Source organism: Pseudomonas sp. (assembly GCF_030684895.1).
Taxonomy (GTDB): Bacteria; Pseudomonadota; Gammaproteobacteria; order Pseudomonadales; family Pseudomonadaceae; genus Aquipseudomonas.
The window spans coordinates 33,771-49,740 of record NZ_JAUXXP010000011.1 but is presented as its reverse complement, the minus strand read 5'-3'; the positions used below and the strand labels follow the sequence as shown (position 1 = coordinate 49,740).

The following is a 15,970-nucleotide window of genomic DNA, read 5'->3' as shown; positions in this document are numbered from 1 at the left end:
ACCAGGTGCAGTTTAGCGGCTGCACCTGTTCTTATGGCAAATGCTGTTGCCTACATCAGCTCTGTTATATGGCCAAGCGAGGTTTGCCGTTATCATGGCGGCCTTCTTTGCTTCTGGATCATTTCGTTCGCCATGAGCCTGCATTACCCAACCATCGCCGATTGCATCGGCAACACCCCGCTGGTGCGTTTGCAGCGCCTGCCGGGTAACACCAGCAACACCTTGCTGTTGAAGCTGGAAGGCAACAACCCGGCAGGTTCGGTAAAGGACCGCCCGGCATTGTCGATGATTACTCGCGCCGAGCAGCGCGGTGATATCCAGCCCGGTGATGTGCTGATCGAGGCCACCAGTGGCAACACCGGCATCGCTCTGGCCATGGCGGCGGCGATCAAGGGCTACCGCATGATTCTGATCATGCCGGACAACTCCACTGCTGAACGCAAGGCCGCGATGACTGCTTACGGCGCGCAGCTGATTCTGGTGGGTGGCATGGAAGAGGCGCGTGACCTGGCTCTGCAAATGCAGGCCGACGGTAAGGGCAAGGTGCTTGATCAGTTTGCCAACGGCGACAATCCGATTGCCCACTACACCAGCACTGGCCCGGAAATCTGGCAGCAGACGGGCGGGCAGATCACCCATTTCATCAGCTCCATGGGTACCACCGGAACCATCATGGGCGTGTCGCGCTTCTTGAAAGAGCAGAAGCCTGACGTGCAGATCGTCGGTCTGCAGCCGATGGAGGGTTCAGCGATTCCTGGTATCCGGCGCTGGCCGCAAGAGTATTTGCCGAAGATTTATCAGGCCGAGCGGGTTGACCGCATTATTGATATGAGCCAACAGGAAGCTGAAGACGTCATGCGCCGCTTGGCCCGCGAGGAGGGCATCTTCTGCGGGGTGTCATCCGGTGGTTCGGTGGCGGCGCTGCTGCGTCTGTCGCAGGAAGTCGAGAACGCGGTGATGGTGGCGATCATCTGCGACCGTGGCGACCGTTACCTGTCCAGTGGCGTTTACGACGCCCCGAGCACTGATGGCCAGAGCAACTGATGGCCAAGAAAGACGGCGGTCTGCGCTTTCAACCCAGCGGTGGTTCCCGTGCGCCGCAGGTGCCGGTGGGCAAGAAGCAAAAACTGACCATCGAGCGTCTGGCCAACGATGGCCGTGGCATCGCGTTCAGCGAAGGGCGTACCTGGTTTGTCAGCGGCGCACTGGCGGGTGAGCAGATCGAAGCGCGGGTGCTCGGTGCCCATGGCAAGGTGGTCGAGGCGCGGGTCGAGCGCATCCTCACTGCCAGCGCTGAGCGTCGCAACGAGGCCTGCGCGCATGCCAAAGTCTGCGGCGGCTGCAGCATGCAGCATATGCCCCATGCCGATCAGCTTGCCCTGAAACAGCGCATGCTCGCCGAGCAGCTCAGCCGTTTGGCCAATCTTGAACCGCAGGAATGGGCCGCGCCGCTGGTTGGCCCGGAACTGGGTTACCGTCGCCGCGCGCGCATTGCCGTGCGCTGGGACAACAAAGCTAAGCGCCTGGATGTCGGTTTTCGCGCTGCGGCCAGCCAGGACATTATCGCCATCAGCGAGTGCCCGGTGCTGGTACAACCCTTGCAGCCGATCCTGCGCGCGTTACCGCAGGTGTTGCGTGAGCTGGATAAACCGCAGGCCATTGGTCATGTCGAGTTGTTCAGTGGCAGCAGCAGTGCTGTGCTGATAAGGCATACCGCTGCTTTGAGCGAAGCAGACCTGGCTCGTTTGCAGGCGTTCTGCACTGCGCAGAATGCACAGCTGTGGTTGCACGGCACGGCCGAGCCCCAGCCGTTTGAGCCGGCGCAGCAGCTGAGTTATCGCCTGGATGCGTTTGCTCTCGATCTGGCGTATCGGCCTGGCGATTTTGTCCAGGTCAACCAGCCGGTGAATGACGCCATGGTCGCGCAGGCGCTGGATTGGCTGGCGCCCCAGGCCGATGAGCGGGTGCTGGATCTGTTCTGCGGTCTGGGCAATTTCGCTTTGCCGCTGGCCCAGCGGGTGCGGGAACTGGTGGCGGTGGAGGGCGTGCAGGCCATGGTTGAGCGCGCCGCTGAAAATGCCGCGAGCAATGGCTTGGGCAATGCGCACTTTTTCCAGGCCGACCTGTCCAACCCGCTGGTCGAGGCCGGCTGGGCCCAGGGCGGTTTCGCTGCCGTGCTGCTCGACCCGCCGCGAGATGGCGCGCTGCAGGCGGTCAAGCAAATGACGACGTTGGGCGTCAAACGGGTGCTGTATGTGTCGTGCAACCCGACGACCCTGGCCCGCGACAGCGCCGAGTTGCTGGCGCAAGGCTACCGGCTGGAACGTGCCGGTATCCTCGATATGTTTCCGCAAACCGCGCACGTCGAAGCGATGGCGCTGTTTGTTAGGCAGTAGATAGAAGCGCCGTATCCCGGCGCTGCAGGGGCGCGCAGGGATCGCGCCTTAAGTGGTTAAACCGACCACCTCATAGAAGGCGGCGACTGTTCGGTGTGCATGCCGCGCACCGTAGGGAAGGTAAGCAAGATGGTTCAGGTCAGAGCGCATCAGCCGATCAATGACGACGGCAGCATCAACCTTGAAGCCTGGCTCGGGCATGTGCTGAGTGTCGATCCGGCGCTGGATCGCGAAGCCCTGCGCGAGGCCTGCGAGTTTGCCCGCGAGGCCGAGCAACAGGCCAATGCCGCGAAGAATCTGTGGACCGAGGGCGCGTCGAGTTTTCGCGCAGGGCTTGAAATCGCCGAAATTCTCGCCGACCTCAAGCTCGATCAGGACTCCCTGGTCGCCGCCGTAATCTACCGTTGCGTGCGCGAGGGCAAGGTGCCGTTAGCGCTGGTGCATCAGCGTTTCGGTCCGGTGGTGGCCAAACTGGTGGAAGGCGTGCTGCGCATGGCGGCAATCAGCGCATCGATGAACCCGCGTGATTCCCTGGTGCTCGGCTCGCAGGCGCAGGTGGAAAACCTGCGCAAGATGCTCGTGGCCATGGTTGATGATGTGCGCGTGGCGCTGATCAAGCTGGCCGAGCGCACCTGCGCTATCCGAGCGGTGAAAGAAGCCGATGACGAGAAACGTCAGCGCGTAGCCCGCGAAGTGTTCGATATCTATGCACCGCTGGCCCATCGCCTGGGCATCGGCCATATCAAGTGGGAGTTGGAAGACCTGTCTTTCCGCTACCTGGAGCCCGAGCAGTACAAGCAGATCGCCAAGCTGCTGCACGAGCGCCGCCTGGACCGCGAGCACTACATCAATGAAGTGATGGGCCAGTTGCGCACCGAGCTTGAGGCCACTGGGGTCAAAGCCGACATCAGCGGGCGGGCCAAACACATCTATTCGATCTGGCGCAAAATGCAGCGCAAGGGTCTGCAGTTCAGCCAGATCTACGACGTGCGCGCGGTGCGCGTGCTGGTGCCGGAAGTGCGCGATTGCTACACCGCCCTGGGTATTGTGCACACCCTGTGGCGGCACATTCCCAAGGAGTTTGACGATTACATCGCCAACCCCAAGGAAAACGGCTACCGCTCGCTGCACACCGCTGTGCTCGGCCCGGAAGGCAAGGTGCTGGAAGTGCAGATCCGCACCCAGGCCATGCACGAAGAAGCCGAGCTGGGCGTGTGCGCGCACTGGCGCTACAAGGGCACTGACGTCAAAGCCAGCTCCAACCATTACGAAGAGAAAATTTCCTGGCTGCGTCAGGTGCTCGAATGGCATGAGGAGCTGGGTGACATCGGCGGCCTGGCCGAGCAGCTGCGCGTGGATATCGAGCCGGACCGGGTCTATGTGTTTACCCCGGACGGTCACGCCATCGACCTGCCCAAGGGCGCGACGCCGCTGGATTTTGCCTACCGCGTGCACACCGAGATTGGCCACAACTGCCGTGGCGCGAAGATCAACGGGCGCATCGTGCCGCTCAACTACAGCCTGCAGACTGGCGAACAGGTGGAGATCATCACCAGCAAGCACGGCACGCCGAGCCGCGACTGGCTGAACTCCAACCTCGGCTACGTCACCACCAGCCGGGCGCGGGCAAAGATCGTTCACTGGTTCAAACTGCAGGACCGCGACCAGAACGTCGCCGCCGGCAAGGTGCAGCTGGAGCGCGAGCTGCAGCGCCTGGCACTGCCGCATGTGGACTTCGACAAACTGGCCGAGAAGGCCAACCTGAAAACCAGCGAGGATCTGTTCGCCTCCCTTGGTGCGGGCGATTTGCGCCTGGCGCAGCTGGTCAACCTGGCCCAGCAACTGGTCGAGCCGGATCGGGTCAACGAGCAGCTCGAGCTGATTCCACGCAAGGCGTTGGGCTTCAAGCCGGGCAAGCGCGGCGATATCCAGATTCAGGGTGTCGGCAACCTGCTGACACAGATGGCCGGCTGTTGCCAGCCGCTGCCGGGCGACCCGATTGTTGGCTATATCACCCAGGGCCGTGGCGTGAGCATCCACCGTCAGGACTGCGCCTCGGTGCTGCAACTGGCTGGGCGCGAGCCGGAGCGGATTATCCAGGTCAACTGGGGGCCGGTGCCGGTGCAGACCTACCCGGTGGAAATCGTCATCAAGGCCTACGACCGCTCCGGTCTGCTGCGTGACGTGACCCAGGTGCTGCTCAACGAGCGGCTCAATGTGCTGGCGGTGAACACCCGCTCGAACAAGGACGACAACACCGCGTCCATGTCGATCACCGTGGAAATTCCTGGGCTCGATGCGCTTGGGCGTTTGTTGGGGCGTATTTCCCAGCTGCCCAATATTATTGAGGCGCGTCGCCACCGAGTCAGTTAAGTCTCAAGACCGTAGCCCGGATGCAATCCGGGGAATTGCGTTCAGGCATTCCCGGATTGCATCCGGGCTACGTTACGAAGGAACTCTATGTACCAACTCGACGATCTGCTGCACCTGATGGCCCGCCTGCGCGACCCGCAGCACGGCTGCCCGTGGGACCTCAAGCAGAGTTACGCGACGATCGTGCCGCATACGATCGAAGAGGCGTACGAGGTGGCCGATGCCATCGAGCGCGGCGACTTCGATCATCTGCCCGGTGAGCTGGGCGACCTGCTGTTTCAGGTGGTGTATTACAGCCAGCTGGCGCGCGAAGAGGGGCGCTTCGAGTTTGCTCAGGTGGTCGATGGCATCACCAGCAAATTGATTCGTCGCCATCCCCATGTCTTCCCTGATGGCGATCTGTATGGCGCCGTGGACGTGGCCAAGTTGGAAGAGGCGGCGGTCAAACAGCGCTGGGAACAGATCAAGGCCGAAGAGCGTGCCGAAAAGGCAGCAGCCCCTGAGCAACTCTCACTGCTCGACGATGTGCCCACAGCGCTGCCGTCGCTCAGCCGGGCGATCAAATTGCAGAAGCGCGCCGCCCAGGTTGGTTTCGACTGGCCCGAGGCTTTACCGGTGGTCGACAAGGTGCGCGAAGAGCTGGATGAAGTGCTCGAAGCCATGAGCGAGAACGACCCCGAGGCGATTAGCGAGGAGATCGGTGATCTGCTGTTTGTGGTCAGCAACCTGGCGCGGCATCTGAAAGTTGATCCGGAAACTGCCTTGCGCGCGGCCAATGGCAAGTTTGAACGGCGCTTTCGTTTTATCGAGCAGGCATTGCGCGAAGCGGGACGCAACATGGAAGATTGCCACCTGGATGAGTTGGACGCGCTCTGGGGCGAAGCGAAGAAGCTGGAAAAGCAGACCCCGAGTTGTTGAGTCTGTAGGGTGGATGGCCTTCTTTCATCCACCACTGGCAAGGACACGGTGGATGGTGAAGCGTCATCCACCCTACGAATAACGCGTCACGATTGCGTTGGGTACGCCCACTTAATATTGAAGGTTGGAAAGGTAGGTTATGGCTCTCTCACTACGCGATCAGTTGCTTAAAGCCGGGCTGGTCAACGAAAAGCAGGCCAAGCAGGCCGGCAAACAGCAGCAGAAACAGCAGCGCCTGGTGCATAAAGGTCAGGTCGAGAAGGACGAATCGCAAAAGCTCGCTGCTCAGCAGGCCATGGCCGAGAAGGCCGCGCGCGATCAGGAACTGAACCGTCAGCAGCAGGAAAAGATCGAGCAAAAGGCCCGTGCCGCGCAGATCAAGCAGCTGATCGAGATATCGCGCCTGCCCAAACTGACCACCGAGGATTACTACAACTTCGTCGACGACAAGAAGGTTAAGCGCCTGTCGGTTAACAGCCTGATGCGCAACAAGCTCAGCAGCGGATCGCTGGCCATCGTTCGCCACGGCGGCGGCTACGAAGTGATCCCGCGCGAAGCGGCGCTGAAGATTCAGGAGCGCGACGCCCAGCGTGTGGTGCTGCTCAATACCCCAACCGAAGCCCCGGATGCCGATGATCCGTACGCGGCTTATCAGGTGCCGGATGATCTGATGTGGTGACGGCGGACGCCGCTTAAACACCCATTGGTAGCCCGGATAAGCCTAGGCGTAATCCGGGGTAAGGTTTCCCGGATTGCGTTGGCGCAGGCTACACACTGCCTCTCTCCGCATCACCGGCCATAAAAAACCGAGCCACTGGCTCGGTTTTTTGTACCCGGTGTGCGCTCAGTCGCGGCGGCCTTCGACCGGCTTACCATCAACTGTGCCTTCCTTGAGCATGATCTGGTATTCCTTGCCGTCTTTCTCGACCTGATGCAGGCGCACCAGCAGGAATTGCCAATCCTTGGCGAACCAGAGGATGGTCTTGCGGCTGCTTTGCGTCGGGTCGCGCACGCGTTCGACCTTGATCGCATCGATCAGGCCGGCCTTGGTGCGTACCACTTCTTCGCCGAGTACGCGGAAGTCGTAGGTTTCCACTTCATCGCCATCGACCACCTGGTAGCTCATGCTCTTGGTGCCGGCGGCTACATCGTACTGCAGGGCCAATTGGTAGGTCGATTTGTCCAGCAGGCCACGGTTCAGTGGTAGGCGCACTGGAGTGTCGCGGTCACTGCCGATTACCTGCTTGGCGCTCCAGTCGAAGTCATGCTCGACCTTCTTGCCTTTGCCCAGGCCATTTCGTTCGTACAGGTAGGTTTGCGGCAGGAAAACGTCCTTGTCGACGCGCAGGGTGCTTTGTTCGGTCAGGCTGGCGACCAGCATCGAGGCTTCGAAATTCAGCTTCCACACCCCGTTATCCAGGGCTTCAAGGCTACGTGCGGCGCTGCCGCTGACCGGTAGTTGCTTCCAGTCGGCGGTGTAGCTGGCAGAGAAAGGTTTCAGCTCGACGGCCAATGCCGGCAAGCTCAGAAGCGTTAGTGCGAACAGTAAGGCGCGACCCATGGTGTCTCCTAAGTTCGAATAAGGTGTCCGGTACTCGGTAACAGGTGCTCGTCCAACATGGCCCCGTGCGCTGTCAGCTGCAAACGGCCTGCGGCAAACCAGCCTACGGCCAGCGGGTAAATCACGTGTTCCTGCTCGTGCACGCGCTGCGCCAGGCTGCTCGGCGAGTCATCCGACTGTACCGGTACCACTGCCTGTACGACCAGTGGTCCGCCATCGAGTTCCTCGCTGACAAAGTGCACGCTGCAGCCATGTTCGCTGTCACCGGCGTCCAGCGCCCGCTGGTGGGTGTGCAGGCCTTTGTATTTTGGCAGCAGCGAGGGGTGGATATTCAGCAGGCGGCCGGTGTAATGACGAACGAAGCCGGGCGTGAGGATGCGCATAAAACCGGCCAGCACCACCAGCTGCGGATTAAACGCATCAATGGCCTCGACCAGCGCGGCATCGAAGGCTTCGCGGCCGTCGAATTGCTTGTGGTCGAGCACGGCGGTGGCGATGCCGGCCTGTTTGGCGCGCTGCAGGCCGTAGGCATCGGCGCGGTTGGAAATCACCGCGCTGATGCGTGCCGGATTACCGTCATGGGCGATGCTGTCGATCAGCGCCTGCAGGTTGCTGCCGGAGCCGGAGATCAGCACCACCACATTGCAGTCTGTTGGCATCGGTGCCGACATTAGTGCTGTTTCAGGTTGTTCAGCACGACCTGGGCGGCACCTTCGGCGGCGGCACCGATCTGGCCGATCACCCATGGTTGCTCGCCAGCGGCGGTCAGCGTTTGCAGGGTGATCTCGACTTGATCCTGCGCCACGCAGATAACCATGCCGACGCCGCAGTTGAGGACGCGGTGCATCTCGTGCTCATCCACGTTGCCTTTTTCCTGCAGCCAGTCGAAGACTGCTGGGCGCGTCCAGCTGGCCACGTCGACCACGGCTTGGGCGCCTTTTGGCAGCACGCGCGGGATGTTGTCGAGCAGGCCGCCACCGGTGATGTGGGCCATGGCTTTGACTGCGCCAGTGTCCTTGATCAGCTTGAGCAGGGGTTTGACGTAGATACGGGTCGGCGCCATCAGCAGGTCGGCCAGCGGCTTGCCGTCAACCTGGGTGGTTTCGATCTCGGTGCCCGAGACTTCGATGATCTTACGGATCAGCGAATAGCCGTTGGAGTGCGGGCCGGAAGACGGCAGGGCGATCAGTGCGTCGCCAGTGGCGACTTTCGAGCCGTCGATGATTTCGGCTTTTTCCACTACACCGACGCAGAAGCCGGCCAGGTCGTAGTCTTCGCCTTCGTACATGCCGGGCATTTCAGCGGTTTCACCGCCAACCAGGGAGCAGCCAGCCAGTTCGCAGCCAGCGCCGATGCCGGTGACTACGGTGGCGGCGACGTTCACGTTGAGCTTGCCGGTGGCGTAGTAATCGAGGAAGAACAGCGGCTCGGCGCCACACACCACCAGGTCGTTGACGCACATGGCGACCAGGTCCTGACCGATGCTGTCGTGCTTGTTCAGGTTCAGTGCCAGGCGCAGTTTGGTGCCCACGCCATCAGTGCCGGAGACCAGCACCGGTTGTTTGTAGCCCGCCGGGATCTCGCACAGCGCGCCGAAGCCGCCCAGCCCACCCATGACTTCCGGACGCGCGGTGCGCTTGGCCACGCCTTTGATGCGTTCGACCAGGGCTTCGCCCGCGTCGATATCTACACCTGCGTCCTTGTAGCTGATGGAGGGTTGCTTGCTCATAGATCCAGGCCTTTAGGGGAAATTCGGATTGGCACCGTCGCTTGTGGCGACGGTCTGCGAAGGCGCGCGATTTTATCAGGCTTACCCGGCAGCGGCCACCCAGGCGGCGCGATGGTTGCGGGTACTGGGGCGGCTGTTTAAGCTCGAAATCTGCCTGTTGTTGCTAGTCTGCGGCTGAAAAGGGCTTGGGAATGCACCTTAACAGCACCTAAACTCGCACTCTTGAGCCAGCGCCGCCTGCCTTATATGGCATGGCTTGGCTGCAACTGTTGTTAAACCTGGCCTACGCGCCGCTTTCCGCCCGTCGAGAATCCACCCATGCGTTTGACCGCTCGCCTGCTTCTTGCCTGTTTGTCACTGTCCGGCCTGCCGGCCCTGGCCGCGCCGGTGAGTGATCTGTATCAAGTCCGCGAAGCGGTCAGCAACCAGCAACCGGAAGAGCGCGCTGCCGCCCTGAACCGCGCGCTGGATACCCTGGTGTTGCGCCTGACCGGCAAGGCCGATGCCGCGCAAAGCCCAGCACTGGTGGCGCTGCGCAAGGACCCGCAACAGATCGTCAGTCAATACGGCTATGAAGGTGACAAGTTGCTGGTCGACTTTGATCCACTGAGCACCGAGCGCAGCCTGCGTCAGGCGGGCCTGGCGCTGTGGGGCGCTAATCGCCCAAGCATCTTGCTCTGGTGGTTAAGTGATGCCAGTGACGGCAGCCGTCTGCTCGGTGACGGTCAAGCCGCTGCCGCACCGCTCAATCAGGCCGCGCAGCACCGTGGTTTGCCGCTGCGCCTGCCGTTGGCCGATCTGGCCGAGCAACTGGTGGCGGTGCCGGAAAATCTTACCGCGAATGATCCGGCCGCCTTGCGTGAAGCCTCCGAGCGCTATGCCGCCGATGCCCTGCTGGCAGTGATGGCGCGCGAAGCAAACGGCCAGTGGCAGGCCGAGTGGCGCCTGTGGCTGGGTGATGAGCGTGAGCAAGGCACTGTGCAGGGTGCCGATCAAGCCGCGCTGGCCGATGCCATCCTGTTGGCCGTCCACCAGCGTCTGGCACCACGTTTTATTGTGGCTGCCGGTACCGCCACTGGTTTGACGGTGCAAGTGCAGGGCGTCGACCTGGCACGCTACGCCGAGTTGCAGCGCATTCTTGAGCCGTTCGCCGCGCAACTGCGCAAGGTGCAGGGTGACACGCTGACCTTTGCCGTGAATGCCAATGCCGAGCAGTTGCGTGCGCAGCTTAGCCTGGCGCGCTTGCAGGAAGTGCCGGCAGAAGCCCCAGTGGTCGATGCCAGCCAGTCGGTTACGCCGCCAGCCCCTGGCGCTGAGCCTGCTGCGCCGCGTGACAATGTACTGAGGTTTCGCTGGTAGACTGCGCTGATTGCACCCGTGTCCTGACTTGAAAACCGCAGCTACCGAGCTGCGGTTTTCTTATATAGCGGGCCTCGCGGGTTGAGGATTTTCTGGATAAAACGTTGGCATATGGAGCGCTGGGCATGATCGATTCGCATCGTTGGATATGGATAGTCGGGGCGCTGTTGCTGTGCGGCCTGTTGTACCTGCTGGCGCCGATTCTTTCGCCATTTCTGATCGGCGTGCTGCTGGCCTATATGGGCGACCCGCTGGTCGACCGCCTGGAACGCTGGAAGCTGTCGCGGACCTGGGGTGTGGTAGTGGTCTTTGCATTGATTACCCTGGTCATGGCCATCCTGCTACTGGTGTTGGTGCCCATGCTGGGCAAGCAGCTGGTACGCCTCTACGAGCTGGTCCCAGAGATGCTCGACTGGGCGCAGCACCAGGCCCTGCCATGGATTCAACTCAAGCTGGGCTTGAGCGAAGGCTTCTGGCGTTTTGATCAACTGAAAACCGCATTGTCCGGGCAACTGGGTAAAACCACCGATATCGTTGGCATGCTGCTGTCTACGGCCACCTCTTCAGGTCTGGCGCTGCTGGCCTGGCTGGCCAATCTGGTGCTGATTCCGGTGGTGAGCTTCTACCTGATGCGTGATTGGGACCTGATGGTCGCCAAACTGCGCAGCCTGCTGCCGCGTGGCCGTGAAGGCCTGGTTGTGCAGCTGTTCGGCGAGTGTCACGAAGTACTCGGCGCCTTCCTGCGCGGCCAGTTACTGGTGATGCTGGCGCTGGGTGTGATGTATGCCACCGGCCTGATGGTGATCGGCCTGGAACTCGGGCTGCTGATCGGCGTGCTGGCCGGCTTGGCCAGCATTGTGCCGTACCTCGGCGTGGTGGTCGGCATCGGCGCGGCGCTGACGGCCGGCCTGTTTCAGTTCGGCATGGACCCTTACCCTCTGGTGGCCATCGCCGCAGTCTTTATCGTCGGGCAAATGCTCGAAGGCATGCTGCTGACACCGATGCTGGTGGGTGATCGTATCGGTTTGCACCCGGTTGCCGTGATCTTCGCGATCATGGCTGGCGGCCAACTGTTCGGCTTTACCGGCATCCTTCTGGCCCTGCCGGTGGCGGCAGTGATCATGGTGTTAGTGCGTCATCTGCATGATTTCTATAAACTTTCCGATCTTTACGGTGAGCCAGCCAGCGGTTCCGACGAGCCGCCCAACCCAGCATGACACCCATACAACTGCCTTTAGGCGTGCGTCTGCGTGACGACGCCACTTTCGCCAATTACTACCCCGGAGCCAACGCTGCGGCGCTTGGCTATGTCGAGCGTCTGTGCGAGGCCGATGCCGGCTGGACGGAAAGCCTGATTTATCTGTGGGGTGGCGAGGGCGTGGGGCGCAGTCATTTGCTACAGGCGGCTTGTCTGCGCTTTGAGCAGCGCGGCGAGCCAGCGGTGTATCTGCCGCTGGCCGAGGTGGTCGAGTACGGCCCTGCGCTACTCGACAATCTGGAGCAGTGCGAGCTGGTTTGTCTGGATGATCTGGATGCGGTGGCCGGACGCAGTGACTGGGAAGAGGCGTTGTTTCACCTGTTCAACCGTCTACGCGACAGCGGCCGGCGTCTGTTGCTGGCTGCCAGCAGTTCGCCACGCGAGTTACCAGTGCAACTGGCTGACCTGCAATCGCGCCTGACCTTGGCACTGGTGTTTCAACTGCAATCACTGTCCGACGAGGACAAATTGCGTGCCTTGCAACTGCGCGCATCACGCCGCGGGCTGCACCTGAGTGATGATGTCGGGCGTTTTATCCTCACCCGTGGCGAGCGCAGCATGAGCGCCTTGTTCGATTTGCTTGAGCGCCTGGATCAGGCGTCGTTGCAAGCCCAGCGCAAGCTGACCATCCCCTTTCTTAAAGAAACCCTCGGCTGGTAAAGCGCTCGCTATAAAACGCTGAGCCTGCGTGCAGCCAGGCTCAGCGTTGCCCCCTAGTTTTCCCCTGCCAACTTGCGCTCGTACTGAAAACGCCAGCGGGTAAACATCAGTGCGGCGCAGAACAGGCTGAAGCTAAGCCCTGTCAGTAACCAGCCATACAGCGCCTTGCTGGGGTCGAAGGCGGCGAGTACGCCCTGAATAAAGTACAGGTTGACCACAAAGCAGGCCCAGGCGTGGACGCGGGCGTTGCCGAGGATCAGACCGGGGGCGAGCAATAGCAGGGGGGCGAGTTGTACGCCGAGGATCACCCAGAGCAGTTTGCCGGGGACGTTGGCGAACCACAGGTTCCACACCAGCAGTAATGCGCCGAGACCAAAAAAGCTCAGCAGGCTGACCGCGCGGCTGATGTTCAGACGAGGCTCTAGCCACTCCAGCGCCGGCAGCGGTTTTGCAGTTTTAGCCACGGGGGTTCTCCAGTTTTGCCGCGGTTTGCGCCAGGCGTTGGCCGAGTGCGCGGCATAGGGCTGTTTCATGTTCATCGAGGGCGCGTTTGCCATCGGCGCCGGCGTGGTGGCTGGCACCATAAGGCGTGCCGCCGCCACGGGTTTCCAGCAGCGCGGCTTCGCTATAGGGCAGACCGGTGATCAGCATGCCGTGGTGCAGCAGCGGCAAGAGCATCGACAGCAGGGTGGTTTCCTGGCCGCCATGCAAGCTGGCGGTTGAGGTGAATACGCCTGCAGGTTTGCCGACCAAGCCTCCGGTCAACCACAGGCCACTGGTGCCATCGAGAAAGTACTTGAGCGGCGCGGCCATATTGCCGAAGCGGGTCGGGCTGCCAAGCGCCAGGCCGGCGCAGTTCTTCAGATCATCCAGGCTGGCATACAGCGCACCTTCGGCTGGGATGTCCGCAGCCACTGCTTCGCACTCGGTCGACACTGCGGGCACGGTGCGCAGGCGCGCTTCCAGGCCGCCCATCTCGATGCCGCGGGCGATCTGCCGGGCCATTTCGGCGGTGCCGCCATGGCGGCTGTAATACAGCACCAGAATATAGGGTGCGCTCACGGCAAAATCTCCAGAACATTTTCAGGTGGGCGACCGATGACGGCTTTCTCGCCGACAACCAGAATGGGCCGCTCAATCAATTTTGGCTGCTCAACCATGGCCTCGATTAGCTGTGCGTCAGTCAGTTGCGGGTCGCTCAGGCCGAGGGTTTTGTATTCATCTTCGCCAGTGCGCAGCAGTTGCCGTGGGCTGATGCCGAGCTTACTCAGCAACGCCTGTAGCTGGGCGGCGCTCAGCGGTGTTTCCAGGTAGCGCACGATGGTTGGGTTGAGCCCGCGGTCTTCCAGCAATTGCAATGCGCTGCGCGATTTGGAGCAGCGCGGGTTATGGTAGAACGTCATAGCGGTCATGTTCGGGTCGCCGGTTACCTTCGATGGCGGCTATTCTAACCGCTAACGGCATTTACGCCTGCGCCTGTAGTGCAGGTTGCCGGGATGCAAATGGCTAAGGAGAGGGCATGCTGCAGCGTGTTAACAACCTGTTGGAGTTCTGGCGTTTTTTGTTGCAACGCTTTATCGCCGACCAAGGCACCAGCAATGCGGCGGCCTTGACCTACACCACCCTGTTTGCGGTGGTGCCGATGATGACGGTGACCTTTTCCATGCTCTCGGCCATTCCGGCGTTTCAGGATACCGGCGAGCAGATTCAGAGCTTTATCTTCCGCAACTTCGTGCCCTCTGCCGGTGAGACCCTGCAGCAATACCTGCGCGATTTCACCACTCAGGCGCGCCAGCTGACCTGGATTGGTGTGGCGGTGTTGGCGGCGACGGCGTTCTGGATGCTGGTGACGATCGAGAAGACCTTCAACACCATCTGGCGCGTGCGGCAGCCGCGTCGGGGCGTGTCGAGCTTTCTGCTGTACTGGGCGATTCTCAGCCTGGGTCCGTTGTTGCTTGGCGGTGGCTTTGCCATCAGTACCTACTTCACGTCGTTGTCACTGATCTCCGGCCCGGATGCCTTGCTCGGTGCCCAGGCGCTGCTGAAATTTATGCCGCTGCTGTTTAGCGTGGCTGCATTCACCTTGCTGTATGCCACGGTGCCGAATGCTCAGGTGCCGGTGCGGCATGCGCTGCTAGGCGGCTTGTTCGCGGCAATTCTGTTCGAAGTGGCGAAGATGCTGTTCGGCCTGTATGTGCGCCTGTTTCCCGGTTATCAGTTGATTTACGGTGCATTTGCCACGGTGCCGCTGTTTCTGTTGTGGATCTATCTGTCCTGGTTGATCGTGCTGTTTGGCGCCGAACTGGTCTGTAACCTGGGGTTTTCCCAGCAGTGGCGCAAGCGTGCGGTGCCGCGTTTATTGATGGCGCTTGGCGTGCTGCGGGTGTTCTACGAGCGCCAGCAGTCGGGTTTGAAAGTACGTTTGCTGGATGTGCAGCGCCAGGGCTGGTCGCTGGCGGAGCATGAGTGGGAAGAGATTCTGGTGTTTCTTGAGCAGCAGAAACTGATTGCCCCGACCGGTTCCGGTACCTGGGTGTTGAGCCGTGACCTTGGTCATTATTCGCTGCAGCAATTGCTTAGCCACAGTCCCTGGCCGCTGCCCAGGGCGGAGAACCTGCCCGAGCAGCTCGATGAGGTCTGGTATCCGGCGCTGCGCCGTGGTTTGGTGCAGTTGCAAGAAGAGCAGGCGGCGCTATTTGGTGAAGACCTGGCGAAGTGGCTGCAGCCTGAAGCTGAGCCGGCAAAGTGACGTAAAACGTCAGTTTGCGGCGTTGTGCTGATGGCGCATGATGGCTCGGACGACCATGAAGGTCGCCAAACGCGGTTAAAAGGAAGCTGGCACGCTTCTGGCTATTTGTCTTGCAGATAGCGATCAGGTTGCCAGCAGGGCAGGGATTGGCGGAGTGTGAAGGCGTTATGACAGCCACTAAAGGCAAAGTGATTCATCTGTATCAACGTGATCCGCAAGAGGCGCTCGAGCGCCTTAATCGCATCACCGGCCTGCGCTTTAGCAGCTGGCCGCAGTCCTTGGTCAACTCCAACCCGACTGAGCAGCCCCACTCTTCTGGCTTATCTGAAACTGTCACGCGACCTGATTCTGACACCCAGTGTGGGCCTGCAGGAGTGCTCTCGCGCTAAACGCAAAACCCCGCGTCAGTGCGCGGGGCTTGTGTGCTACGGGGTGCTATCAGGCGAGGGCTTGGCGGCTGTCGGTTTGTGGTAACTCGACCGCTTGCACAAACAGCTCCTCGACCACCAGGCTGGTCGCTGGCACGGCAGAGCGCAGGCGCACCTGCATGTCTTCGATCTTCAGCTTCACCGGCAGGCGGGCCACGCTGGAAAGCAGAATCTTGCTGTGCTGATTGACCTTGCCGTGATCGACCATCACTTCGCGGCGGGTGGTGCCGTCGCGGTAGCTGATCAACAGGGATACAGGCAGGTTGGCCAGCCCCGGTAGGTGCAGCCAGGCGGCTACGTTGAACTCAGCGACGCGCCCTTCGTACGGGGTGACCTGTAAGCGGGCGAGATTGACGATGGCAGATGGCACGGGGCCGACCAACTTATCGAGGGCTTGGGTCATGGTTGTGTTCCAGGCTAATAACGGATCGCATCAAGCGTGAGTGCGATGAATTATAAGCTTGGCCCCTCCGATGAAACTGTGCGCTCGGCCGCCGTTCGGCGTGACCTTTCTCGCAGTTTTAGCGTATCGGCAACAG

The 15,970-nt window shown here is 61.2% G+C and carries 17 protein-coding genes; 10 read left to right on the top strand and 7 right to left on the bottom strand.

Features of this window, described 5'->3' with window-relative positions:
* Window positions 1–132 precede the first annotated feature (132 nt).
* The 5 genes from cysM to Q8M42_RS01685 all read left to right on the top strand — a co-directional run bounded on the left by cysM (window position 133) and on the right by Q8M42_RS01685 (window position 6,366).
* A complete protein-coding gene (gene cysM, locus Q8M42_RS01705; protein WP_304870697.1) occupies window positions 133–1,044 on the top strand; it encodes a cysteine synthase CysM in 912 nt (303 codons plus the stop codon).
* Complete coding sequence (rlmD, locus tag Q8M42_RS01700) at window positions 1,044–2,396, top strand: 23S rRNA (uracil(1939)-C(5))-methyltransferase RlmD (protein WP_304870695.1); 1,353 nt, start codon at window positions 1,044–1,046, stop codon at window positions 2,394–2,396. The genes cysM and rlmD overlap by 1 nt, the downstream gene beginning before the upstream one ends.
* A gap of 129 nt (window positions 2,397–2,525) precedes the next feature.
* Window positions 2,526–4,769 (top strand): GTP diphosphokinase, encoded by a 2,244-nt coding sequence (relA, locus tag Q8M42_RS01695; RefSeq protein WP_304870693.1) that lies wholly within the window; start codon window positions 2,526–2,528, stop codon window positions 4,767–4,769.
* 87 nt (window positions 4,770–4,856) lie between these two features.
* Window positions 4,857–5,687: a nucleoside triphosphate pyrophosphohydrolase gene (gene mazG, locus Q8M42_RS01690; RefSeq protein WP_304870691.1), complete on the top strand. Its 831-nt coding sequence runs from the start codon at window positions 4,857–4,859 to the stop codon at window positions 5,685–5,687.
* Between the two features lie 139 nt (window positions 5,688–5,826).
* On the top strand, window positions 5,827–6,366 hold the full coding sequence (locus tag Q8M42_RS01685; RefSeq protein WP_304870689.1) for a DUF2058 domain-containing protein: 540 nt from the start codon (window positions 5,827–5,829) through the stop codon (window positions 6,364–6,366).
* Window positions 6,367–6,531: 165 nt separating this feature from the next.
* Here the strand turns inward: Q8M42_RS01685 and Q8M42_RS01680 are convergent, their stop codons facing one another.
* Genes Q8M42_RS01680 through purM form a run of 3 tightly spaced genes read right to left on the bottom strand, consistent with a single transcriptional unit; the run spans window position 6,532 to window position 8,977 of the window.
* Window positions 6,532–7,248: a DUF3108 domain-containing protein gene (locus Q8M42_RS01680; RefSeq protein ID WP_304870687.1), complete on the bottom strand. Its 717-nt coding sequence runs from the start codon at window positions 7,246–7,248 to the stop codon at window positions 6,532–6,534.
* Window positions 7,249–7,256: 8 nt separating this feature from the next.
* Window positions 7,257–7,907 carry a phosphoribosylglycinamide formyltransferase gene (gene purN / locus Q8M42_RS01675; protein ID WP_304870685.1) on the bottom strand — a complete coding sequence of 217 codons (651 nt, stop codon included), beginning with the start codon at window positions 7,905–7,907 and terminating at the stop codon, window positions 7,257–7,259.
* An 11-nt stretch (window positions 7,908–7,918) separates the two neighbouring features.
* Window positions 7,919–8,977, bottom strand: coding sequence for a phosphoribosylformylglycinamidine cyclo-ligase (gene purM / locus Q8M42_RS01670; RefSeq protein ID WP_304870684.1), 1,059 nt, complete (start codon window positions 8,975–8,977; stop codon window positions 7,919–7,921).
* Window positions 8,978–9,295: 318 nt separating this feature from the next.
* Here purM and Q8M42_RS01665 point away from each other — a divergent pair, with 318 nt between their 5' ends.
* From Q8M42_RS01665 to hda, 3 genes are all read left to right on the top strand, one after another.
* A complete protein-coding gene (locus Q8M42_RS01665; RefSeq protein ID WP_304870682.1) occupies window positions 9,296–10,336 on the top strand; it encodes a DUF2066 domain-containing protein in 1,041 nt (346 codons plus the stop codon).
* 125 nt (window positions 10,337–10,461) lie between these two features.
* Window positions 10,462–11,553 (top strand): AI-2E family transporter, encoded by a 1,092-nt coding sequence (locus Q8M42_RS01660; protein ID WP_304870681.1) that lies wholly within the window; start codon window positions 10,462–10,464, stop codon window positions 11,551–11,553.
* Window positions 11,550–12,254, top strand: a complete 705-nt coding sequence (hda, locus tag Q8M42_RS01655; RefSeq protein WP_304870678.1) for a DnaA regulatory inactivator Hda — start codon at window positions 11,550–11,552, stop codon at window positions 12,252–12,254. The genes Q8M42_RS01660 and hda overlap by 4 nt, the downstream gene beginning before the upstream one ends.
* Window positions 12,255–12,307: 53 nt before the next feature.
* Here the strand turns inward: hda and Q8M42_RS01650 are convergent, their stop codons facing one another.
* Genes Q8M42_RS01650 through arsC form a run of 3 tightly spaced genes read right to left on the bottom strand, consistent with a single transcriptional unit; the run spans window position 12,308 to window position 13,666 of the window.
* Window positions 12,308–12,718, bottom strand: a complete 411-nt coding sequence (locus Q8M42_RS01650; protein ID WP_304870676.1) for a DUF2069 domain-containing protein — start codon at window positions 12,716–12,718, stop codon at window positions 12,308–12,310.
* The gene (gene wrbA / locus Q8M42_RS01645) at window positions 12,711–13,316 is read right to left on the bottom strand and encodes an NAD(P)H:quinone oxidoreductase (RefSeq protein WP_304870673.1); all 606 of its coding nucleotides are present in this window, start codon (window positions 13,314–13,316) and stop codon (window positions 12,711–12,713) included. The genes Q8M42_RS01650 and wrbA overlap by 8 nt, the downstream gene beginning before the upstream one ends.
* Window positions 13,313–13,666, bottom strand: coding sequence for an arsenate reductase (glutaredoxin) (gene arsC / locus Q8M42_RS01640; protein ID WP_304870670.1), 354 nt, complete (start codon window positions 13,664–13,666; stop codon window positions 13,313–13,315). The genes wrbA and arsC overlap by 4 nt, the downstream gene beginning before the upstream one ends.
* A gap of 107 nt (window positions 13,667–13,773) precedes the next feature.
* Between arsC and Q8M42_RS01635 the strand changes: the two genes are divergently transcribed.
* Both Q8M42_RS01635 and Q8M42_RS20860 read left to right on the top strand, forming a co-directional pair.
* The gene (locus Q8M42_RS01635; RefSeq protein WP_304870668.1) at window positions 13,774–15,003 is read left to right on the top strand and encodes a virulence factor BrkB family protein; all 1,230 of its coding nucleotides are present in this window, start codon (window positions 13,774–13,776) and stop codon (window positions 15,001–15,003) included.
* Window positions 15,004–15,170: 167 nt separating this feature from the next.
* The gene (locus Q8M42_RS20860; protein WP_370692759.1) at window positions 15,171–15,392 is read left to right on the top strand and encodes a hypothetical protein; all 222 of its coding nucleotides are present in this window, start codon (window positions 15,171–15,173) and stop codon (window positions 15,390–15,392) included.
* Window positions 15,393–15,441: 49 nt separating this feature from the next.
* On the opposite strand, the gene Q8M42_RS01625 is transcribed toward Q8M42_RS20860, so the two are convergent.
* Window positions 15,442–15,834: a hypothetical protein gene (locus Q8M42_RS01625; RefSeq protein WP_304870666.1), complete on the bottom strand. Its 393-nt coding sequence runs from the start codon at window positions 15,832–15,834 to the stop codon at window positions 15,442–15,444.
* Window positions 15,835–15,970 lie beyond the last annotated feature (136 nt).